General features: G+C 73.2%; 16 protein-coding genes. 11 read left to right on the top strand and 5 right to left on the bottom strand.

What is annotated here, in order from left to right; translation table 11 throughout:
• Positions 1-665 (top strand): hypothetical protein (locus tag ACGFZP_RS18835; RefSeq protein ID WP_392934018.1); only part of this gene is annotated, 665 nt, incomplete at its 5' end.
• A gap of 112 nt (positions 666-777) precedes the next feature.
• On the opposite strand, the gene ACGFZP_RS18830 is transcribed toward ACGFZP_RS18835, so the two are convergent.
• Both ACGFZP_RS18830 and ACGFZP_RS18825 read right to left on the bottom strand, forming a co-directional pair.
• Entirely contained in the window at positions 778-1413 is a 636-nt protein-coding gene (locus ACGFZP_RS18830; RefSeq protein WP_392934015.1) for a GNAT family N-acetyltransferase, read from the bottom strand.
• 135 nt (positions 1414-1548) lie between these two features.
• Entirely contained in the window at positions 1549-2361 is an 813-nt protein-coding gene (locus ACGFZP_RS18825; RefSeq protein WP_392934012.1) for a hypothetical protein, read from the bottom strand.
• A 178-nt stretch (positions 2362-2539) separates the two neighbouring features.
• Between ACGFZP_RS18825 and ACGFZP_RS18820 the strand changes: the two genes are divergently transcribed.
• The gene (locus ACGFZP_RS18820; protein WP_392934009.1) at positions 2540-4666 is read left to right on the top strand and encodes a tetratricopeptide repeat protein; all 2127 of its coding nucleotides are present in this window, start codon (positions 2540-2542) and stop codon (positions 4664-4666) included.
• Positions 4667-4786: 120 nt separating this feature from the next.
• Positions 4787-6928: a tetratricopeptide repeat protein gene (locus ACGFZP_RS18815; protein WP_392934007.1), complete on the top strand. Its 2142-nt coding sequence runs from the start codon at positions 4787-4789 to the stop codon at positions 6926-6928.
• A gap of 112 nt (positions 6929-7040) precedes the next feature.
• Here ACGFZP_RS18815 and ACGFZP_RS18810 read toward each other — a convergent pair whose 3' ends face one another.
• Positions 7041-7988 (bottom strand): zinc-binding alcohol dehydrogenase family protein, encoded by a 948-nt coding sequence (locus tag ACGFZP_RS18810; RefSeq protein ID WP_392934004.1) that lies wholly within the window; start codon positions 7986-7988, stop codon positions 7041-7043.
• Positions 7989-8158: 170 nt separating this feature from the next.
• Here ACGFZP_RS18810 and ACGFZP_RS18805 point away from each other — a divergent pair, with 170 nt between their 5' ends.
• The 7 genes from ACGFZP_RS18805 to ACGFZP_RS18775 all read left to right on the top strand — a co-directional run bounded on the left by ACGFZP_RS18805 (position 8159) and on the right by ACGFZP_RS18775 (position 18411).
• On the top strand, positions 8159-8623 hold the full coding sequence (locus ACGFZP_RS18805) for a MarR family winged helix-turn-helix transcriptional regulator (RefSeq protein ID WP_392934002.1): 465 nt from the start codon (positions 8159-8161) through the stop codon (positions 8621-8623).
• A gap of 112 nt (positions 8624-8735) precedes the next feature.
• On the top strand, positions 8736-11114 hold the full coding sequence (gene fxsT / locus ACGFZP_RS18800; RefSeq protein WP_392933999.1) for an FxSxx-COOH system tetratricopeptide repeat protein: 2379 nt from the start codon (positions 8736-8738) through the stop codon (positions 11112-11114).
• A gap of 218 nt (positions 11115-11332) precedes the next feature.
• Entirely contained in the window at positions 11333-12259 is a 927-nt protein-coding gene (locus ACGFZP_RS18795; RefSeq protein WP_392933996.1) for an NADP-dependent oxidoreductase, read from the top strand.
• Between the two features lie 63 nt (positions 12260-12322).
• A complete protein-coding gene (locus ACGFZP_RS18790; protein ID WP_392933994.1) occupies positions 12323-13258 on the top strand; it encodes an AraC family transcriptional regulator in 936 nt (311 codons plus the stop codon).
• A 103-nt stretch (positions 13259-13361) separates the two neighbouring features.
• Entirely contained in the window at positions 13362-15464 is a 2103-nt protein-coding gene (locus tag ACGFZP_RS18785) for a tetratricopeptide repeat protein (protein WP_392933991.1), read from the top strand.
• A 118-nt stretch (positions 15465-15582) separates the two neighbouring features.
• Positions 15583-17928, top strand: coding sequence for an FxSxx-COOH system tetratricopeptide repeat protein (gene fxsT / locus ACGFZP_RS18780; RefSeq protein ID WP_392933988.1), 2346 nt, complete (start codon positions 15583-15585; stop codon positions 17926-17928).
• 60 nt (positions 17929-17988) lie between these two features.
• Positions 17989-18411 (top strand): hypothetical protein, encoded by a 423-nt coding sequence (locus ACGFZP_RS18775; protein WP_392933985.1) that lies wholly within the window; start codon positions 17989-17991, stop codon positions 18409-18411.
• Between the two features lie 72 nt (positions 18412-18483).
• On the opposite strand, the gene ACGFZP_RS18770 is transcribed toward ACGFZP_RS18775, so the two are convergent.
• A complete protein-coding gene (locus ACGFZP_RS18770) occupies positions 18484-19722 on the bottom strand; it encodes an MFS transporter (protein WP_392933983.1) in 1239 nt (412 codons plus the stop codon).
• 56 nt (positions 19723-19778) lie between these two features.
• On the opposite strand from ACGFZP_RS18770, the gene ACGFZP_RS18765 reads away from it, so the two are divergent.
• Positions 19779-20780 (top strand): helix-turn-helix domain-containing protein, encoded by a 1002-nt coding sequence (locus ACGFZP_RS18765; RefSeq protein WP_392933980.1) that lies wholly within the window; start codon positions 19779-19781, stop codon positions 20778-20780.
• A gap of 156 nt (positions 20781-20936) precedes the next feature.
• Here the strand turns inward: ACGFZP_RS18765 and ACGFZP_RS18760 are convergent, their stop codons facing one another.
• Complete coding sequence (locus ACGFZP_RS18760) at positions 20937-22382, bottom strand: RsmB/NOP family class I SAM-dependent RNA methyltransferase (protein ID WP_392933977.1); 1446 nt, start codon at positions 22380-22382, stop codon at positions 20937-20939.
• Between the last annotated feature and the right edge of the window lie 75 nt (positions 22383-22457).

Below are 22457 nucleotides of genomic sequence, written 5' to 3'. Positions count from 1 at the left end.
ACGCGGGGCTGCCGGACGGCTCCTCGCAGGTGCTGGCGATCGGCAACGACGGCAACGTCTACCACCAGACCCGCTTCACCAACGGCAGTTGGAGCGGATTCGCCCCGCTCCCCGGGATCGGCACCCCGACCATGGCGGCCTGGGACGTCGCCATCGCCGGCCTGCCCGACGGGTCCGCCCAGGTGCTGGCGATCGGCAACGACGGCAACGTCTACCACCAGACCCGCTTCACCAACGGCAGTTGGAGCGGATTCGCCCCGCTCCCCGGCGTCGGCACCCCGACCATGGCGGCCTGGCGGGTGGCCCTCGCGGGGCTGCCGGACGGCTCCTCGCAGGTGCTGGCGATCGGCAACGACGGCAACGTCTACCACCAGACCCGCTTCACCAACGGCAGTTGGAGCGGGTTCGCCGCGCTCCCCGGCAACGGCACGCCCACCACGGCCGCGCGGACGGTCGGCATCGCCGGCCTGCCGGACGGTTCGTCCCAGGTGGCGGTGGTCGGCAGTGACGGCAACGTCTACCACAAGACCCGTTTCAAAAACGGCAGTTGGTCCGTTTTCGGCGCCGTCCAGGGCCCGTACGGCGCGAGCACCTTCCCGGCCCAGCGCGCCGCCATCGCCGGCCTGCCGGACGGCTCCAGCCAGCTGGTGGTCACCCGGAGCTGACCCGGGCACGCCCGGCCACCCGACGCGCCCACCTCGGCACCCGCCCCCGCCCCGGCAGTTCCCAGGGCAGGGGCGGGTGCGGACGGCGAACAGCTCACGCCCGGCCGACCGACTACCCCCGCGCCGAGCGGGCGGCGACGCGCTTCTCCAGCCGCGCCCGGCAGTCCGGCCACTCCTCGGCGGTGATCGAGAACATCGCCGAGTCCCGCAGCCGACCGGCCTCGCCCGGCGCCCACGACCGGGACCAGTTCCGCAGCACGCCCTCGAACCGCGCGCCCACCCCGCTGAGCGCGGCCCTCGAACGGCTGTTGCGCGCATCCGTCTTCAAGTCCAGGCGCGCCACACCCCAGTTCTCGAACGCGTGCCGGAACAGCAGCAGCTTGGACTCGGAGTTCACCCCCGTGCCCTGGGCCGACGCCGCGAGCCAGGTGTAGCCGACCTCGACCGCGAACAGTCCCTCGCCTTCACCCGGAGCCCAGACCCGCGGATCCAGGAAGGCCGTGGCACCGACCACCCGGCCCGTCGCCCGCTCCACCTGCGCGTACGGCACCACCGTTCCGGCTGCGGCCTTGGCCAGTTGGGACTCGACGTACTCGCCGACCTCGGCCGCCCTGGGCACCCAGGTGAACCGGTACCCGCTCCGCTCCTCCTCCGCCGCCTCGGCCAGGCCCGCCGTGTGGCGGCGGTCCAGCGGCTCCAGGCGCACCAGCGCGCCTTCAAGTTCCGGCCCCTCAAAGGCGAAAGCCATCGATCCCCACTCCGTGCCGCTCCGAGCGATCTTCACTGACGGCCCGAAGGCTGTCAGACCCGCCCCGACACGTCATGCGAATTACGGACCGGAACCACCAGCCCACCAGTCGGAGACACCCACGACGCCCACCGCTCAGGCGGACTTGGGGAAGTCCTTGCGCTTGATCTTGGCCCGCCGCCCGTCCGGGTGGTGGAACACGATCCCCTCGGCCAGGCTGCCCGGCGCGTACCGGCTCTCCAACTCGGCGAGGTAGTCGCGCAGTTCCCTGTAGCTGCGAGGCACGTCCCCGTATGCCGGGATCTCCAGGTTGAACGGCACACAGCGGTATTCGTCCAGCTGAAGCGGGTTGCCCTGGATCCGCGGCCCGAGCGCCTCGCAGGCGTGCTCGCCGTCCGGCCACCCGGCGACGTCGGTGTTGCGGGCCGCGGTCAGGATCCACCGGTCCTCGGGGCCGTGCTCGTCCGTGTCGACGTACCAGCCGTCCGTGATGCCCTGCTGCTTCTGCGCCTTGCTCGGGTTGCGCCGCTTCTCCACCCGCACCAGCCGCCCGGAGCGGGTGGTCAGCCGGACGTTGGTGCCGTCGAGCTTCTCGGTCGGCGTGCCCTCGCCGTCGAACACCCAGGCGCACTCGGCGCGGGGGCGGTCCACCACCCGGAAGTCGCCGTCCCGCTCGAACAGCGTGGGGATCTTCTCCATGACCTGCATGCCCTTTCTGACCTGGCCGACGAGTTCCTCATGGGTGATCGCCCCGCCGGCCAGTCCGGCGGCCAGTGCGCGGACCAGGTCCGCGACCGAGACCTCGGCCTCGACGGCGACGCGCTTCAGCGCCTTCTTCTCCTCGGGCGACACCCAGGCGACAAGACGGGACCACCCCTCGGGCGGAGTCCACCGCGCGAGCCGCTCCGGATCCTTGCGTGGGCGTCCGCGGCCTTTGACCTCATCCATGGCGGTCAGCGTAGGGATTCTTTTGATGTTGTGTCAATTGGCATAACAGAAAATAGCTGCCCTCTCGGAGCCGCCCAAGCGCCACCCACTCCCGCCACCGATGCCCCTCCCGCGCCCACCACCCCGGTGCGAGAATGGCCACCACTACGTCGGCCGACTTCTCCTCGGGGTGGATCTGTTGAGCGACACACCGGCCGTCACCGCGTCCGGCGCCAGGTCGGCCGCCGCCCAGCACATCGGCGCGGCCTTCACCGGCGACCTCCACATCGTGCTGCCCGTCGACGTCCTCAACGCCACCCGCACCATCACCATCGAGCGCGGTACCGGCAACCTCGCCCCGCGCCCGGTCTGCGTCGGCCGCGACGAGGACCTCACCTGGCTGCGCCGCGTCCTCACCAGCGACGGCAGCTCGGCCGTCACGCAGTCCCCCGCCGTCCACGGACTCGGCGGCATCGGCAAGACCACCCTCGCCCTGCACTACGCCCACCGCTACCGCGACAGCTACACCCTGGTCTGGTGGATCAACGCCGAGTCCCCGGCCCGCATCGAGCAGTCCCTCGCCGCGCTGACCATGCAGCTCTACCCCGCATGGGCCGACGCGGCGTCCGAACTGGCCCGCACCGCCTGGGCCACCACCTGGCTGCACTGCCACCGCGACTGGCTGCTGATCTTCGACAACGCCGAGGACCCGGCCGACCTGCGCCCCTACACCGGCGCCCTCGCCGGCGGCCACCACCTCATCACCACCCGCCGCGCCACCGGCTGGCCGCGCACCACCCCCACCCGGCCGCTGGGGACCCTCGCTCCCGAGGAGGCCGCCCAACTGCTCTGCGCCCACGCCCTCGGGGACACCGAACCGACCCCGGACGAGCTACAGGACGCCCGCCTGCTCGCCGCCGACCTCGGCCACCTCCCGCTCGCCCTCGACCAGGCCGGCGCCTACCTCGTCCAACACCCCACCGTCACCCTCGACTCCTACCGGCGCACCCTGGACAGCAAGTTGGCCAAGGCCGCCGACGGAGTCGACCCCGAACGCACCATCACCCGCATCTGGACGCAGACCCTCAAAGCACTCGAAGACCGCAACCCCCTCGCGATCACCGTGCTGAACACCCTCGCCTGGCTCGCCCCCGACGACATCCCCCTCACCCTCCTCCGCCACCTCGACACCGAGGAGCAACTCGCCGAAGCCCTCGGCCTCCTGCGCACCTACAGCATGGTCACCCTCACCCGCGACACCGTCGGCGTCCACCGCCTCGTCCAGACCGTCCTGCGCAAGCAACCCGGCCACCCCGGCCGGCTCGATGCCGAACACGCCCTCGACACCGCCCTCGACGCCCTCCCGGAACCCCCCGACCTCGCCCCGGCCCCCGACTGGGACCTCCTCATCCCCCACCTCACCGCCCTCGCCGACAGCACCCCGCCGGACCACCACGAGGACCGCGCCGGACTGCACTACGGCACCGCCGCCCAGTACCTCTACCGCCAAGGCCACGACGCCCGCACCATCCCGTTGCGGCGGGCCCACCTCAGGCAGTGCGAGCTGATCCTGGGCAGCCTTCACCCCTACTCCCTCTCCGCACGCAACAACCTCGGCGCGGCCCATCGAGCCGCCGGCGACCTCGAACGCGCCACCTCCCTCTACGAGACCACCCTCGCCCAGAGCGAGCAGGTCCTCGGCCACGCCCACCCCGACACCCTGCTCAGCCGCAACAACCTCGCCGCCGCGTACCAGCAGTCCGGCGACCTCGAACGCGCCATCCCCCTCTACAAGGCCACCCTCGCCCAATACGAGGAGGTCCTCGGCCACGCCCACCCCGACACCCTGCTCAGCCGCAACAACCTCGCCGACGCGTACCAGCAGGCCGGCGACCTCGAACGCGCCATCCCCCTCCACGAAGCGACCCTCGCCCAACGCGAGGAGGTCCTCGGCCACACCCACCCCGACACCCTCACCAGCCGGCACAACCTCGCCCACGCCTACACATCGGCAGGCGATCCCGAACGCGCCATCCCCCTCTACGAGACGACCCTCGCCCAACGCGAGGAGGTCCTCGGCCACACCCACCCCGACACCCTGATGAGCCGCAGCAACCTCGCGGGCACCTACGGACTGGCCGGCGACCCCGAACGCGCCATCCCCCTCCTCGAAACCACCCTCGCCCAGTGCGAACAGATCCTCGGCTCCACCCATCCCCAGACCGCCAACACGCGGAACAACCTCGACTTCCTCCGCCTGCAGCCCGCCCCGACCCAGCCCACCCGACCCCGCTGGTGGCAGTGGCGCAGGCGCAAGGCCGACTGACCCGCCGCCGCCCCCGATCCGCCCGATCCGGTGCGACAATGACCCCCGACCTTTCGGCCAACTTCTCCTCGGGGTGGATCTGTTGAGCGCCGCACGGGCCAGCACCAGGGCAGTCGCACCGTGACCGACCCCTACCAGCCGATCACGGCGGCGGGCGACCGGTCGGCCGCGGCCCACACCATCCACACCGCCGTCACCGGCGACCTCGTGCTGCCCCTCGACGTCCTCAACGCCGCCCGCACCATCGGCACCGAACGCGGTACCGGCAACCTCGCCCCGCGACCGGTCTGCATCGGCCGCGACGAGGACCTCGCCTGGCTGCGCCGCATCCTCACCAGCGACGGCAGCTCCGCCGTCACCCAGGCACCGGCCGTCCACGGCCTGGGCGGTATCGGCAAGACCACCCTCGCCCTGCACTACGCCCACCACCACCGGGACGCCTACACCCTGGTCTGGTGGATCAACGCCGAATCCCCGGCCCGCATCGAGCAGTCCCTCGCCGCCCTCGCCCGGCTCCTCTACCCCGCCTGGGCGGACGGGGCGTCCGAGCAGGCCCGCGCCGCCTGGGCCACCCACTGGCTGCACTGCCACCGCGACTGGCTGCTGGTGTTCGACAACGCCGAGGACCCGCAGGACGTCGCCCCCTACACGGGCGCCCTGGCCGGCGGCCACCACCTCATCACCACCCGCCGCGCCACCGGCTGGCCCCGCACCACCCCCACCAGGCCGCTGGGAACGCTCGCCCCCGAGGAGGCCGCCCAACTCCTGTGCGCCCACGCCTTCGAGGACACCGAGCCGACCCCGGGCGACCTGCACGACGCCCACCTGCTCGCCGCCGACCTCGGCCACCTGCCGCTCGCCCTCGACCAGGCCGGCGCCTACCTCGCCCAACACCCCACCGTCAGCATCGACGCCTACCGGCGCACGCTCGGCACCAGACTCGCCCAGGGCGCCGACGGCATCGACCCCGAACGCACCATCGCCCGCATCTGGACCCACACCCTCGCGGCGCTGGAGGAGCGCAACCCGCTCGCCGTCACCGTACTAAACACGCTTGCCTGGCTGGCCCCCGACGACATCCCCCTGAGCCTCCTCGACCACCTCGGCACCGAACAGGAGCTCGACGAGGCCCTCGCCGCACTGCGCACCTACAGCATGGTGGCCCTCACCCGCGACACCGTCGGCGTCCACCGACTCGTCCAGACCGTCCTGCGCGGCCAACCCGACCACCCCGGCCGCCAAGAGGCCGAACACGCCCTCTGCCAAGCCCTCGACACCCTCCCCGATCCCCTCGGCTACGACCCGGCCCCCGACTGGGACCTCCTCATCCCCCACCTCACCGCCCTCGCGGACACCACCCCGCCCGACTCCTACGACAACCCCGCCACCCGGCACTACTACGTCGCGGCCCAGTACCTCTACCGCCAAGGCCACGAGGCCCGGACCGTCCCGCTCCGGAGCGCCGACCTCGCGTACTGCGAGCAGTCCCAGGGCGAGCTCCACCCCGACACCCTGCTCAGCCGCAACAACCTCGCCTACGCCTACGAGTCGGCCGGCGACCTCGACCGTGCCATCCCCCTGTTCGAGACCACCCTCGCCCAGAGCGAGCAGGTCCTCGGCCACACCCACCCCCAGACCCTCACCGCCCGCAACAACCTCGCCAGCGTCTACGAGACGGCGGGCGACCTCGACCGCGCCATCCCGCTCTACGAAGCCACCCTCGCCCAGAGCGAGGAGACCCTCGGCCACACCCACCCCGACACCCTGCTCAGCCGCTGCAACCTCGCCTACACCTACTACGTGGTAGGCGACCTCGACCGCGCCATCCCGCTCCTCGAAACCACCCTCGCCCAACGCGAACAGGTCCTCGGCCACACCCACCCCGACACGCTGATCACCCGCAACAACCTCGCCAGCGCCTACGAGACGGCGGGCGACCTCGACCGCGCCATCCCGCTCTACGAAGCCACCCTCGCCCAGAGCGAGGAGACCCTCGGCCACACCCACCCGCAGACCCTCACCGCCCGCAACAACCTCGCCTACACCTATAGTTCGGCCGGCGATCACGGCCGCGCCATCCCCCTCCTCGAAACCACCCTCGCCCAACGTGAACAGGTCCTCGGGCCCACCCACCCCCAGACCGCCACCTCCCGCGACAACCTCGCCTCCGCCCTCCGGCAACGCGACGCCGACCAGCCCGTCCACCGCCTCCGCCGCCTCTGGCGGCAGTGGCGGCAGTGGCGCGGACGCAGGCCCCGCTGACCGGCCCGCTGCGCCCGCTCACAGGCGGACCGCCGGACGGGGAGGCGTCCTCAGGCACAGGCCGCAGCACCCCATGGATCCGGCAGGCCCCCGCCCCGTCCCCGGCGGCTCGTCAGGCGACGCGGATGACGCTCTTGCCGAGGATCGCCCCCTCGGCCAGGCGCTGGACCGCGACGGCAAGCTCCGCCAGGTCGTACTCGGCCGTGACGTCCACCTGCACCCGGCCGTCGGCGACGAGGCCGAGGGCTCGGCGGGCGCTGTCGGCCAGCCGCTCGGGGTGGGTGCGGCTGAGCAGGTTGCTGTTGTAGGTCAGGAGTGAACGACCCTGCATGAGCAGGTCGTTGGCGTCCGCGAGGACCGGTTCGTAGGTGGCGAGGTTGCCGTAGGCGACCAGGCGGCCGTGTGCCGCGAGCCGGTCGAGGCCGGACCGGCGGGTCGGACCGCCGACCGGGTCGAGGATCACGTCGAAGGGCTCGTCGTCCGGCCCGGCCGGGAGCTCCCCCCGCAGCACCAGCCGGGTGTAGCCGAACCGGGCGGCGTAGTCGGCCCGGGCGGCGCTGCCGACCACTCCGACGATCCGGTCGGCCCCGGCCAGTCGGGCGAACTGGGCGGCGAGCGTGCCGACCCCGCCGGCGGCCGCGTGGATCAGCACGCTCTCGCCGGGCCGGACGCGTGCGGCGGTGTTGACCAGGTCGTAGGCGGTCGGCGCGGCCCATCCGAGGCCGGCGGCGGTCCGCAGCGACAGGTCGCCGATGCCGAGGGCGAGCTCGGCGGAAGCCAGCACCACCTCGGCACAGGCGCCGGCGGTGGTCAGTGCGGTGACGGGCTCGCCGACGCGGTTCGGGTCGACGCCCTCGCCGGCCGCGGTGATGTGCCCCACCGCCTCGAAGCCGGGCACGAAGGGGCGCGGCACCGGAAAGTGGCCGTCCCGGACCATGATGTCGCCCCACTGGATCCCGGCGTAGGCGACGCGGATCGCCACCTGGCCGGGGCCCGGGGCGGGCTCGTCGAGGTCGACGACGCGGTAGCGGTCCTCGGCGTCCAGAATGACAGCCTTCATCGTTACATCCCCCTGCGCTGACTCAGTATCCTTATAGTCGAGACCGTAGATGTGTAAGGTACCTGTGTCAACACATGGATCTTCCATTGGGCGGGAACCGGCAGCCGGTCTTCGACAGCCGGAAGTCAGCAGGCAGCAGGCAGCAGGCTGAAGCCAACGGATGGGAGTACATGGTGGGATCCCCGGTCGAGGACGACCTCTGCACCCGGATCAGGCGGTCCGAGCAGGCGCTGATGGCGCACCACGAAGCGGTGCTGCGCACCTACGGACTGACCATGACGCAGTACACCGTGCTGCTGGCCCTCGCGCGCGAGGGCGGCCTGTCCGGCTCCCAACTGGCCCGCTCCTGCGGGGTGACCCAGCAGAGCATGAGCAGCGTGCTCGCCACCATGGAGACCAAGGGCCTGATCCGCCGCGACACGTCCCCGGTGCACGCCAAGGTACAGATCGCCAGCCTCACCGACGAGGGCCGGGCGCTGCTGGATCAGGCCTTCCAGGAGGTGGTCGTCCTGGAACGCGCGCTCAGGGAGGCGTTCACGCCCACCGAGCACGCCTCGCTCTGCGAACTCCTGGAACGGGCCACCACCGTGCTGGTGCAGCAGACCCGCCGCGCGGGCGCCCGGCCCGCCTCCTGAGCGCCCAGGCCCCGCCCCCATCCTGAGCTCCCCCGACCACCGCACCGGGGAGCGTCCCGGGTGCGAGAATGGCCGCCACGTCCTCGACCAACTTCTCCTCGGGGTGGACCTGTTGAGCGACACACCGGCCGTCACCGCATCCGGGGCCCATTCGGTGGCCGCGCACACCATCGGCAACGCCTTCGCCGGCGACCTCGTCCTGCCCCTCGACGTCCTCAACGCGGCCCGCACCATCGAGACCGATCACGGCACCGGCAACCTCGCCCCGCGACCGGTCTGCGTGGGCCGTGACGAGGACCTCGCCTGGCTGCGCCGCGTCCTCACCAGCGACGGCAGCTCCGCCGTCACCCAGGCGTCGACCGTCCACGGCCTGGGCGGCATCGGCAAGACCACCCTCGCCCTGCACTACGCCCACCGCTACCGCGACCACTACGCACTCACCTGGTGGATCAACGCCGAGTCCCCGGCCCGCATCGAACGGTCCATGGCCGACCTGGGCCTCCTGCTCTACCCGTCCTGGGCCGGCAAGGCCGCCGAACAGGAACGCACCGCCTGGGCCATCCACTGGCTGCACTGCCACCGCGGCTGGCTGCTCGTCTTCGACAACGCCGAGGACCCCGCCGACCTGCGTCCCTACACCGGCGCCCTGGCCGGCGGCCACCACCTCATCACCACCCGCCGCGCCACCGGCTGGCCCCGCACCACCCCCACCCGGGCCCTCGGCACCCTCGCGCCCGAGGAGGCCGCCCGACTCCTCTGCTCCCACGCCTCCGGGGACACCGAACCGACCCCGGGCGACCTCCGGGACGCCCGCCTGCTCGCCGCCGACCTCGGCCACCTCCCGCTCGCCCTCGACCAGGCCGGCGCCTACCTCGCCCAACACCCCACCGTCAGCATCGACACCTACCGGCGCACCCTGGACAGCAAGTTGGCGAAGGCCGCCGACGGCGTCGACCCCGAACGCACCATCACCCGAACCTGGACCCACACCCTCGCGGCGTTGGAGGAGCGCAACCCCCTCGCGATCACCGTGCTGAACACGCTCGCCTGGATCGCCCCCGACGACATCCCCGTCACGCTGCTCGGCCACCTCGACACCGAGGAGCAACTCGCCGAAGCCCTGGGCCTCCTGCGCAGCTACAGCATGATCACCCTCACCCGCGACACGCTCGGCATCCACCGCCTCGTCCAGACCGTCCTGCGCAAACAACCCGACCACCCGGGCCGCCGCGACGCCGAACGCGCCCTCGACACCGCCCTCGACGCCCTCCCCGAGCCCGAGCAGCACCGACCCGCCCCGGCCTGGGACCGGCTCGTCCCCCACCTCACCGCGCTCGCCGCCACCACTCCGCCCGACCACCGGGAGGACCTCGCCGCCCGGCACTACTTCACCGCCGCCCAGTACCTCTACCACCAGGGCCACGACGCGCGCACCATCCCGCTGCGGCACACCGTGCTCGCCGACTGCGAGCAGCGGCTGGGGGACACCCACCCCGACACCCTCACCAGCCGGCACAACCTCGCCGCCTCCTACGACTCGGCGGGCCACCTCGACCGCGCCGTCGCCATGTACGAGGCGACCCTCGCCCAGAGCGAGACGATCCTCGGCCACACCCACCCCCACACCCTCGCCACCCGGAACAACCTCGCCGCCGCCTACGAGTCGGTCGGCAGGGTCGAACTCGCCATCGCCCTGGCCGGGCAGAACCTCGCCCAGTGCGAGGCGGTCCTCGGCGAGACCCACCCCAACACCATCGCCGCCCGCAGCAACCTCGCCCACATCCACGCCTCCACCAACGGCCTCTCCCGTGCCATCCCCCTGCTGGAGTCCACACTCGCCCAGTGCGAGGCGGTCCTCGGCGAAACCCACCTCGACACCCTCGTCACCCGCAACAACCTCGCCACCGCCTACGCCACCGCGGGCGACCCCCACCGCGCCATCCCCATCTACGAGACCGCCCTCGAGCACTCCGAACAGATCCTCGGAACCGCCCACCCCCAGACCCTCGCCAGCCGCAGCAACCTCGCGCACGCCTACCGGAAGGCCGGCGACCTCGACCGCGCCGTCGCGCTGAGCGAAGCCAACCTCCCCCAGTGCGAGGCGGTCCTCGGCGAAGCCCACCCCGACACCATCGCCAACCGCAGCGACCTCGCCTTCATCTACTCGCTGCTGGGCAGGCTCGACCGCGCCCTCCTGCTCTACGAGACCGTCCTCGCCCAACGCGAACAGACCCTCGGCACAACCCACCCCGACACCCTCGTCACCCGCAACAACGTCGCCTACATCTGCCAGGAGCTCGGCGACCTCGACCGCGCCATCCCCCTGTACGAGAGCGTCCTCGCCCAGGCCGAGCAGGACTTCGGCCCCACCCACGCCAACACCGTCGTGACCCGCGAGAACCTCGCCCGCGCGCAGCGCGCCGGCCGCCGGTCGGGGCTGCGCCGCCGGCTGGCCCACTGGTGGCGCCGCGGACCAGACGCCTCCGGCTGACCGGCCCCCGAGGCCCGCGCGAATCGGACACTCAGGCGACTCGGGCGACTCAGACGCTCGGGCGACTCAGACGACCTGGAGGCTCAGACAGCAAGACGCTGGGACATCTTCGGGAGACAGAAGGATATTCATCAGATCGTTCGATCTTCCTAGAGTTGAGGACATCGAGAACGAAGCGGCCGGACGATCCGGCCGACCGATCACCAAGGAGTCCTCCCATGCGTGCAGTCGTCCAGAAGACCTTCGGCGGCCCCGAGGTCCTTGAGACCGTCGAGATCGAGCGCCCCACCCCGCTCGGCGGCGAGGTCCTCGTCCGCGTCCACGCGAGCGGCATCAACCCGGTGGACGTGGCGGTCCGTTCGGGCGGGTACCAGCTGCTGGGCGAGCCGCCGTTCGGCGTCGGCTGGGACATCTCCGGCGTCGTCGAGGAGGCCGGCCCGGGCGCCCGGTTCAAGCCCGGCGACGAGGTCTACGGCATGCCCTTCTTCCCCCGCGCCGCCACCGGGTACGCCGACTACGTCGCCGTCCCCTCGCGGCAGGTGGCCCGCAAGCCCGCCACGCTCGACCACGTCCACGCCGCCGCCATCCCGCTCGCCGCCCTCACCGCCTGGCAGGGCCTGGTCGACGCGGCCCGGCTGGGCGAGGGCCAGCGGGTCCTGATCCACCGTTCGGCCGGCGGCGTCGGCCACTTCGCCGTCCAGATCGCGAAGGCCCGCGGCGCCCACGTCATCGCCCTGGCGAGCGAGGCCAAGCACGAGTTCGTCCGCGGCCTGGGCGCCGACGAGGTGATCGACTACCGGACCACCGACTACACCCAGGCGGTGCGCGACGTCGACGTCGTCTTCGACTCGTCCTCCGAGGGCACCCGGGCCCTCGACGTGCTGAAGCCCGGCGGCACCCTGGTCAGCATCATGGAGCACTGGAACCAGCAGCTGGCCGCGGAGATCGAGGCGGCGGGCCGCCGATTCGCGGGCATCTCGGTCGAGCCCGACTACGCGTCCCTGGAGGCCATCGCCGCCCTCGTCGACGCGGGCCGCATCCGCCCGCACGTCACCGAGACCTTCCCGCTCACCGAGGCCGCCAAGGCCCACGAGCTGGTCGGGTCCGGCAGCGTCCAGGGCAAGGTCGTGCTCACCGTCGTCTGAGCGGCGTCCTACAGTGGAGACCGGACAAGGGGGCGGCGTCGGCCGCGGCAGGAGGGGGACGGCGTGGACATCCTGAGCGAGGCGCTGAGTTCGATGCGGACGGGACACCCCACGTCCGTCCGCACCGAGGGCCGCGCCCCCTGGGGCCTTCGCCTCCCCCCGGTCGCGGGCGCCGGGTTCCACGTGGTGCTGTACGGAACGTGCTGGCTGGTCCCGCTGGCCGACGCACCCGACGCGGAGCCGATCGCGCTGAGCCCCGGCGACGTGGTCTTCCTGCGCGACGGCCGCGGCCACATCCTCGCCGACCACCCCGCCACCCCGGCCGAGCCGGAGCGCCCGGAGCAGTACCGGCCGAGCACCCCGATCGGCACGGTCACCCTCGGCGGCGACGGCCCCCGGACCAGCCTGCTCTGCGGCAACTACCACCTGGACCAGGGCCGTCCGCACCCGTTGGTCCGTCAGCTGCCCGAGATCATCCACCTGCCCACCCGGCACGGGCGGCACCCCGAGCTCAGCGCGGCGGTCCAACTCCTCGGCACGGAACTGGAGAACCCCCGAATCGGCTCGACCGGCATCGTCCCCGCGCTGATCGACTCGCTCCTCCTCTACATCCTGCGCGCCTGGTTCGAGGACCAGCCCCCGGCCGCCGCCGCCGGCTGGGTCGCCGCGCTCGGCGACTCCGCCGTCGCCCCGGCGCTCTCCGCCATCCACGAGGCCCCCTCGACCCAGTGGACCGTCGAGTCGCTGGCCGACCGGGCGGGGCTCTCCCGCGCGGCCTTCGCCCGCCGCTTCACCACCATGGTCGGCGAACCGCCCATGGCCTACCTGACCCGCTGGCGGATGACCACCGCCGCCCGGCTGCTGCGCGAGTCCGAGACCTCGCTGACGACCGTCGCCGCGCGGACCGGGTACGGCTCCGAGTACGCCTTCGCGAAGGCCTTCAAGCGCGAGTACGGCCAGGCCCCCGGCGGCTACCGCCGCGAGGCGCGCGCCGCCTGAACCGGGCCCCGCGGGTGCGAGAATGGCCGCCGGACTTCGGCCGACTTCTCCTCGGGGTGGATCTGTTGAGCGCTGCACGGGCCGGCACCACGGCGGGCACACCGTGACCGAGCCGCACCAGCCGATCGCGGCGTCGGGCGACCGGTCGGCCGCGGCCCACACCATCGGCACCGCCTTCACCGGTGACATCGTGCTGCCGCCCGAGGCCCTCAACGCCGCCCGTGACATCCAGGCGCCGCCGTCCACCAGCAACCTCGCCCCGCCGCCGCACTGCGTGGGCCGCGGGTACGAACTCGGCTGGCTGCACGGCACCCTGAACACCAACGGTGGCACCGCCGTCACCCAGGCGCCCACCGTGCACGGCCTGGGCGGCATCGGCAAGACCACCCTCGCCCTGCACTACGCCCACCGTCACCGGGACGACTACACCCTGGTCTGGTGGATCAACGCCGAATCCCCCGCCCGGATCGAGCAGTCCCTCGCCGCGCTCGCCATGCAGCTCCACCCCGCCTGGGCCGGCCGGGCAGCCGAACCGGAGCGCGCCGCCTGGGCCGTCAACTGGCTGCACTGGCACCCGGGTTGGCTGCTGGTCTTCGACAACGCCGAACACCCCCGCGACCTCCGGCCCTACACCGGTGCCTTCTCCCACGGCCGGCACCTCATCACCACCCGCCGCGCCACCGGCTGGCCCCGGAGAGTCCCCACCCTGCCCCTCGGCACCCTCGGCCCCGACGACGCCGCCCAAGTCCTCTGCTCCTACGCCTTCGAGGACACCGACCCCACCCCGCGCGACCTCCACGACGCCCGCCTGCTGGCCGCCGACCTCGGCCACCTGCCGCTCGCCCTCGACCAGGCCGGCGCCTACCTCGCCCAGCATCCGACCGTCAGCATCGACGCATACCGCCGCACCCTGGACACCAAGTTGGCCAAGGCCGCCGACGGCATCGACCCCGAACGCACCATCGCCCGCATCTGGACCCAGACGCTGCTCGCCCTCGACGAGCACGACCCCCTCGCCGCGACCGTCCTGAACACGCTCGCCTGGTTCGCCCCCGACGACATCCCCGTCACCCTCCTCCGCCACCTCGGCAGCGAGGAGGAGCTCGCCGAAGCCCTCGGCGCCCTCCGCAGCTACAGCATGATCACCCTCACCCGCGACACCGTCGGCGTCCACCGCCTCGTCCAGACCGTCCTGCGCGAGCAGCCCGACCACCCCGGACGCACCGAAGCCGAACACGCGCTCGACCTGGCGTTCAACGCCCTTCCCGAGCCCCTCGACTACGGCCCGGCCCCGGTCTGGGACCGCCTCGTCCCCCACCTCACCGCCCTCGCCGCCACCACCCCGCCCGGCCACCACGACCTCCTTGTCAACCGGCACTACAGCACCGCAGCCCAACACCTCGACCGTCAGGGCCACAACGCACGCACCATCCCGCTACGGCAGGTGCTCCTCACCTACTGCGAGCAACTCCTGGGCGAAGCCCACCCCCACACCCTGACCAGCCGCAACGGCCTCGCCCTCGCCTACAGGTCGGCCGACGAGCTGGACCGCGCCATCCCCCTCTACGAAACCAACCTCGCGTATTTCCAGCAGGTCCTCGGCGTCACCCACCCACACACCCTGACCGGCCGCAACAACCTGGCTGCTGCCTACAGGTCGGCCGGCGACCTCGAACGCGCCATCCCCCTCCTCGAAACCACCCTCACCCAACGCGAACAGACCCTCGGCCACACCCACCCCCACACCCTCATCAGCCGAAACAACCTCGCCCTCGCCTACAGGTCGGCCGGCGACCTCGAACGCGCCATCCGGCTCCACGAAACCACCCTCACCCAACGCGAACAGACCCTCGGCCACACCCACCCCAGCACACTCCGAAGCCGCAACAACCTCGCCCTCGCCTACAGATGGGCCGGCGACCTCGAACGCGCCATCCCCCTCCTCGAAACCACCGTCACCCAACGCGAGGAGGTCCTCGGCCACACCCACCCCGACACCCTCGTCAGCCGCAGCAACCTCGCCCTCGCCTACAGATGGGCCGGCGACTTCAAACGCGCCATCCCCCTCCTCGAAACCACCCTCACCCAACGCGAGGAGGTCCTCGGCCACACCCACCCCCACACTCTCCGAAGCCGCAACAACCTCGCCCTCGCCCTCCAGCGAGCCCTTGCCAACCAGGCCGGCCACCACCAAGCCCCCGACTGACCCCGTCCACACCAGCCGACCCGGAACAGCCCCCACCCGGCCCCACCCCGCCCGGCCGCCCACCCCGGTGCGACAATGACGGCGAGAATCCGTCCAACCTCCGTCCAAGGTGGGTCCCTTGACAGCCGACGACCGCCCGGACGCCGCCCCGGGCCCGCGTTCCATCACCGCGCAGCACATCACCACCGCCATCACCGGCGACATCGTGCTCCCCGCCGAGGCGTTCAACACGGCCCGCACCATCGAGGCCCCGCCCGGCGCCGCCAACCTCGCCCCGGCCCCCGCCTGCCTCGGCCGCGAGGAGGAACTCGCCTGGATCCAGCGGACGCTGGCCTCCGACGGCGGCACCGCCGTCACCCAGGCCCCCGCCCTCCACGGCCTCGGCGGCATCGGGAAGAGCACGCTCGCCCTGCACTACGCCCACCGGCAGCGCCACGCCTACACCCTCACCTGGTGGATCAACGCCGAGTCCCCGGCCCGGATCGAGCAGTCCCTCGCCGGCCTCGCGCTCTTCCTCCACCCCTCCTGGGCCGCCCAGGCCGCCGAGCAGGCCCGCACCGCCTGGGCCTCCAACTGGCTTCAGTGGCACCCGGGTTGGCTGCTCGTCTTCGACAACGCCGAGTCCCCGCAGGATCTCGCCCCCTACACCGGCGCCCTCTCCGGCGGCCACCACCTCATCACGACCCGCCGCGCCACCGGCTGGCCCCGGGGAGTCCCCACCCTGCCCCTCGGCACCCTCGCTCCCGACGACGCCGCCCAAGTCCTCTGCTCCTACGCCTTCGAGGACACCGACCCCACCCCGCGCGACCTCCACGACGCCCGCCTGCTGGCCGCCGACCTCGGTCACCTGCCGCTCGCCCTCGACCAGGCCGGCGCGTACCTCGCCCAGGTCCCCACCACCATCGACGCCTACCGCCGCACCCTCGGCAGCAAGCTCGCCAAGGCCGCCGACGGCATCGACCCCGAACGCACCATCGCCACCATCTGGGCCCACACCCTCGCCACGCTCCGGACCAGGCACCCGCTCGCCGTCACCGTCCTCAACGCCCTCGCCTGGTTCGCCCCCGACGACATCCCCCTCACCCTCCTCGCCCACCTCGACGAGGCCGGGGACCAGGACGACCTCCACGAGGCCCTGGCGGTCCTGCGCACCTACAGCATGATCACCCTCACCCGCGACACCGTCGGCATCCACCGCCTCGTCCAGACCGTCCTGCGCGCCCAGCCCGAGCACCCCGGGCGCGAAGCGGCCGAGCAGGCCCTCGGCCGGGCCCTCGACAGCGCCCCCTCGATCGGCGCGGCCTGGGATCCCCTGATCCCCCACCTCACCGCCCTCGCCGCCACCACCCCGCCCGGCCACCGCCCGAACCCCGCCGCCCGGCACTACACCACCGCGGCCCAGTACCTCTGGGCGCAGGGGCTCGACGCCCGCACCATCGCGCTCCGCGAGGCCGATCTCGCCCACCGCGAGGAGACCCTGGGCGACACCCACCCCGACACGCTCGTCTCCCGTTGCAACCTCGCCGCGGCATACCACGAAGCGGGCGACCTCACCCGCGCCATCCCCCTGAACGAGACCGCGCTCGCCCAGTGCGAACAGGTCCTCGGCCCCACCCACAACGACACCCTGAGCAGCCGCAACAACCTTGCCAACGCCTACGAGACGGCCGGCCGCCCCGGCCGCGCCATCCCCCTGTACGAGGCCAACCTCGCGATCCGGGAGCAGGTCCTCGGACCAACCCATCCCGACACCCTCGTCAGCCGCTACAACCTTTCCACCGGCTACCACGCGGTCGGCGACCTCGACCGCGCCATCCCCCTGGCCGAGCAGACCCTCGCCCAACGCGAACAGACCCTCGGCCCCGCCCATCCCCACACCCTGAGCAGCCGCGGCCAGCTCGCCCTCGTCTACGCGTCGGCCGGCGACCTCCACCAGGCCATCGCCCTCTACGAGACCACCCTCGCCCACCAGCAGCAGGTCCTCGGCGACGCGCACCCGGACACCCTGAACAGCCGCCACAACCTCGCGTTCACCTACGCGTCGGCCGGCGCGCTCGACCGCGCCATCGCGCTGTGCGAGTCCAACCTCTCCCAGAGCGTGCAGGTCCTCGGCCCCGCCCACCCGGACACCCTGAACAGCCGCAACCACCTCGCCAGCGCCTACGCGTCGGCGGGCGACCTGGACCGTGCCATCCCGCTCTTCGAGGCCAACCTCGCCCAGAGCGAGCGGGCCCTCGGCGAAACCCACCCGCAGACCCTGGCCAGCCGCGCCAGCCTGGCCAGCGCCTACACGTTCGCAGGCGACCTCGACCGCGCCATCCGCGTCCTCGAAACCACCCTCACCCAACGCGAACAGACCCTCGGCGCCGACCACCCCGACACCCGGACCACCCGCGAGCGGCTCCTCCGCGCCCGCGCCCAACGGGACGCGGCCCACCCCGACGCCGGCGGCCGCCAAGGCTAGGGTCCCCGGGTGCCACAATGGACGCCCGACACTCGCCGACTTCTCTTCGGGGTGGACAGCTTGAGCACCGAGATCGCCGAACTGATGACCCAGGCCGGCCCGTACCTGTCAGCAGCCGTGAGCGCCTACGGCACCGCCGTCCTGACCCGGGCGGAGGACTCGGCCGTCGACGCGACCGCCAACCTCGGCCGCCGCATGCTGCAGCGCGTCTGGCGTCGCGGCTCCGCGACCGAGCAGTCGGCCCTCGCCGTGGCGGTCGAGGAGGCCGCCGCCGACACCGAGGACTCGGACGCGGCCGCCGCCCTCCGCCAGCAGATCAAGCGGGCCCTGCGCGAGGACGCCGAACTGCTCGCCGAGATCGCCAGGTTGGTCGCCGACCAGCCGAGGCCATCGATCTCGATCAACGCCATCGGCACCCGCTCCATCGCCGCCCAGCACATCGGCACGGCCATCACCGGCGACGGGCACCGCCCCGCGCAGTGACCGCGACTCGCCCGCTCCACGGAGTCCACCACCGCCGCGTCGAGCCATCAACCCACTGACTCCGCACACCCGTTACCGGCACTCCACCACAGCGGCGGACCGGCCGCCCACTCGCACCGCGCCCAGGTGCCGGGCGAGGGCGGCCGCCGCCGTCAGCGCGACCACCCCGCACACCCCGGGCCACCCGACCGCCCCGTAGGCCCGCGCCCCCGTCCAGGAGCCGAGGGTTCCGCCGAGGTAGCCGCAGGTCATGTACGCGGTGTTGAGCCTGCTCCGCGCGTCGGGGCGCAGCGCGTAGATCCGTACCTGGTTCGCGACCATCCCGCACTGCATCCCGAGGTCGAGCAGCAGCGTGCCCGCCACCAGCGCCGCGAGCCCGACCGTCCCGCCTGCGCCGCCGGCCAGCAGGACGACGGCCGAGCCGGCGACCGCGAGCAGGCAGACCAGGTTGACGGCGTCCGGCCCCCGGCGGTCCACCTGCCGTCCGGCGAACGGCGTGGCCAGCATCGTCGCCGCGTTGACCAGGGCGAGGGTCCCGACGGCCGGCGTGCCCAGGCGGTAGGCCGGGCCGGTGAGGAGCAGCGCGACCCCGGTCCAGACCGCGGAGAACCCGGCGAACACCGCGGCCTGGTAGAGGCAGGAGCGACGCAGTTCGGGCTCGGCGCGCAGCAGGCGCAGCGGTTCGGCGAGCAGCGCAGAGTAGCGCTGCCGCGAGGTCGGCGTGGTCGTCGGGAGCAGCCGGGCGAGCACGGCCGCGAGGAGGAGGGAGAGGGCGGCCGCCACCAGGTACGGCGCTCGCCATCCCAGCCACTCGCCGAGCGGTGCGCCGACGGTGCGGGAGAGCAGCATGCCGCCGATGGATCCGCTGAGCAGGGTGCCGCTGACCACTCCGCGGCGTTCCTCGCCGACCAGCCCTGCGGCCATCGGGCCGATGACGGGGGCGGCCACGGTCGCGGCGCCGGTCAGGACGGCGGCACCGGCCAGCGGTGGCAGGGCGGGTGCGGCGCCGGCGGCGGCCAGTCCGAGGCCGGCGAGGCCGAGCAGGGTGGCGATCAGCCGGCGGTGCGGGATCCGGTCGCCGAGCGGTACGAGGAGGAAGATCCCGGCCGCGTAGCCGAGTTGGGTCGCGGTGACGACCAGGGCCGCCGATCCGGGGGACACCTGGAGGCCTTCGGCGATCAGCGGGCTGATCGCCTGGGGGAAGTAGACGTTGCCCACGGCCACCCCGCAGGTGAGGGCCAGGAGCAGGATCATCCGGCGGCCGGTGAGTGCCTCCGCCCGCTCGGCGGGCTGTGCGGTTCGCTCTGTCATGCTCCGTAGTCCAGGCCACGGCGGCGCCCCGGCCAAACGATGTAGCTTTCCGCTTAATGATCCGTTTCCACCTCGACGTCGAGGACCTCACCGACACCCGGTTCGCGATCTCGCCCCTGCAGGAGGTGATGGGCAGCCTGTGGGCGTTGCGCGATCCGGGCCGCTTTCCGCTGCACCGGCCGTGGCGCGGGTCCGTGCTCGACCGGATCGACGCTTCCGACCTGCGGCTGCTGTTGTCTCTGGTCGGGGAGAGCCGCGCCCTGCCCGACTTCCTGACGCCGCGGCCGTCGACCTTCGCGCCCGTCTTCGAGGAGCAGTTGGCGGTCGTCCGCCGCACGCCGCTGGAGCTGGTCCGCCGCGACCTGCTGGCGACGCATGCGCCGGGCCCGCTCCCCGAGGCGCTGCGTGCGGCAACCGCCCCGGGGAGCGCGCCCGTTCGCGCGCTCCTGCACGCGCTCTGCGAACTCCTGCAGCGCTACTGGGAGCTGGCCCTGCGGCCGGTCTGGCCGCAGCTGCGGCTCGTGCTGGAGGGTGATGTCACTTACCGGGCACGGCAGTTGGCGACGGGTGGCGCGCGTCTGCTGTTCTCCGACCTGCACCCGAACCTGCGTTGGCACGGCGGCGTGCTGCACATCGACCGGATGATCGGCCGGCACCAGGTGGCGGCCGGCGGCCGGGGCCTGCCGCTGGTGCCGTCCGTGTTCGCCTACAAGCCGGTGCCGCCGCTCGACCGGGACGAGCCGCCGATGCTGACCTACCCCAGCCGCGGCATCGCGACGCTCTGGCCGGGCCCCGAGGCGCCCGCCCCCGAGGCACCCGCCCCCTCGGCGCTCTCGGCCCTCCTCGGCGCACCGCGCGCCCGGTTGCTCACCCTGCTGGCCGAGCCCCTGACCACCGGCGAACTCGCCCGCCGCCTCGGCGTCACCCCTAGCGCCGTCTCCCAGCACCTGCGCGCCCTGCACGCCACCGGCCTGCTGACCCGCATCCGCGACGGCCGCCACGTCCTCTACCGCCGCAGCCCCCTCGGCGACCAGCTGACCGGCCTCCCGAGCCCCTGACCACCACCGCGTCGCACACGCGGTCCGGTTCGCCGGGGCCTGCGGGCTCGGCCGCCCCGTCACAGGACGTCGGACCGGCCGGCCTCCCAGGACGAGGCCTCCCGGACGTCCCGTCACGAGACGCCCGGGAGGCCTCGCCGCCCCCGACCGACAGGGTCAGGCCGTACGGCGCAGCAGCGCCAGGTACATCGCGTCCGTGCCGTGCAGGTGCGGCCAGAGCTGGACGTCCGGCCCCTCGCCGAGGGACGGGACGCCGGGCAGGAGCGGCCGGGCGTCGATCCACTCGACCCGGCCGCCCTCGGCCCGCAGCACGTCGTCCACGACGGCGCGGGTCTCGGCGAGGTGGGGCGAGCAGGTGGCGTAGCCGACGACGCCGCCGATCCGGGTGGCATCGATGGCCGAGCGGAGCAGGTCGCGCTGGAGCGGTCCGAAGCCGGCGACGTCCTGCGGACGGCGGCGCCAGCGGGCCTCCGGCCGGCGGCGCAGCGCGCCCAGGCCGGAGCAGGGCACGTCCACGAGGACGCGGTCGAAGCCGCCGGACCGCCACGCCGGGCGGGTCCCGTCGGCGGCGATCACGGTGTAGGGCCCGGGGTTGCCCTCAAGGGTCCGCGCGACGAGCCGGGCCCGGTGCGGCTGCTTCTCGCTGGCGACCAGGGCGGCGCCGCGCTCGGCCGCGAGCGCGGCGAGCAGGGCCGCCTTGCCGCCGGGGCCGGCGCAGCCGTCCAGCCAGAGCCGGTCGGGGCCGTCCAGCGGTGCCGCCGCGAGGGCGAGCGCGACGAGCTGGCTGCCCTCGTCCTGGACGCCGGCCCGGTTCTCCTGGACCGCCGCCAGCGCGCCCGGGTCGCCGCCCTCGGCGAGCCGCAGCGCGAACGGGGACCAGCGGCCGGGCTCGGCCTCGGGGAGCGCGTCGGCCAGCTCGCCGACGGTGGCCCGGCCGGGGCGGGCCACCAGGGTGACCTCGGGGCGCTCGTTGTCGGCGCGCAGCAGCTCCTCCAGGGCGGTCCGCCCGGAGGCGTCGGGCTGCCAGCGGCCGAGCGAGTCCCAGAGCGCGGAGACCACCCAGCGGGGGTGGGAGTGGACGACGGCGAGGTGGTCCTCGGCGTCCTTGTCGTACGGCGGGGCGACCTTCGCGATCCACTCGTCCAGGTCGTGGGCGCTGATCCGGCGCAGCACGGCGTTGACGAACTTCGCCTTGCCGTCGCCGAGCACCACCCGGGCCAGTTCGACGGTGGCCGAGACGGCGGCGTGGGTGGGGATGCGGGTGGTGAGCAGCTGGTGGGCGCCGAGCGAGAGGACGTCCAGGACCGGCGGGTCGACCTTGCCCAGCGGGCGGTCGATGCAGGCGGCGATGATCGCGTCGTAGGTGCCCTGGAGCCGGAGGGTGCCGTAGACCAGCTCGGTGGCGAGGGCGGCGTCGCGCCGGTCCATGCCCTTCTGCTCGGCCTCGCGGAGCAGGGAGGGCAGGATCAGGTTGGCGTAGGCGTCGCGCTCGTCGACGGCGCGCAGCGCGCGGAACGCGACGATCCGGGCCGGGTCCTTCTTCGGACGGCGGTGCGGACGGGGGGCGCGCTGGGCGCCGGAGCCGGTGGTGGGCGTGGTCATGGAGTGCCTCAACGTGCTACGGGGGTTATCAGTCGAACAGTAACGCTAAATCCGGGCGCCGGCCGCCGGGCCCGG

It is taken from the genome of Kitasatospora sp. NPDC048239, assembly GCF_043202015.1.
GTDB lineage: Bacteria > Actinomycetota > Actinomycetes > Streptomycetales > Streptomycetaceae > Kitasatospora.
Note: the sequence above shows the minus strand (reverse complement) of the source record. Positions and strands in the feature narration are given on the sequence as shown.

Coding starts and splice junctions, on each gene's coding strand:
- ACGFZP_RS18810 (WP_392934004.1), bottom strand. CDS start 7,988: ATGAAGGCTGTCATTCTGGACGCCGAGGACCGCTACCGCGTCGTCGAC.
- ACGFZP_RS18825 (WP_392934012.1), bottom strand. CDS start 2,361: ATGGATGAGGTCAAAGGCCGCGGACGCCCACGCAAGGATCCGGAGCGG.
- ACGFZP_RS18830 (WP_392934015.1), bottom strand. CDS start 1,413: ATGGCTTTCGCCTTTGAGGGGCCGGAACTTGAAGGCGCGCTGGTGCGC.
- ACGFZP_RS18805 (WP_392934002.1), top strand. CDS start 8,159: ATGGTGGGATCCCCGGTCGAGGACGACCTCTGCACCCGGATCAGGCGG.
- ACGFZP_RS18765 (WP_392933980.1), top strand. CDS start 19,779: ATGATCCGTTTCCACCTCGACGTCGAGGACCTCACCGACACCCGGTTC.
- ACGFZP_RS18770 (WP_392933983.1), bottom strand. CDS start 19,722: ATGACAGAGCGAACCGCACAGCCCGCCGAGCGGGCGGAGGCACTCACC.
- ACGFZP_RS18795 (WP_392933996.1), top strand. CDS start 11,333: ATGCGTGCAGTCGTCCAGAAGACCTTCGGCGGCCCCGAGGTCCTTGAG.
- ACGFZP_RS18760 (WP_392933977.1), bottom strand. CDS start 22,382: ATGACCACGCCCACCACCGGCTCCGGCGCCCAGCGCGCCCCCCGTCCG.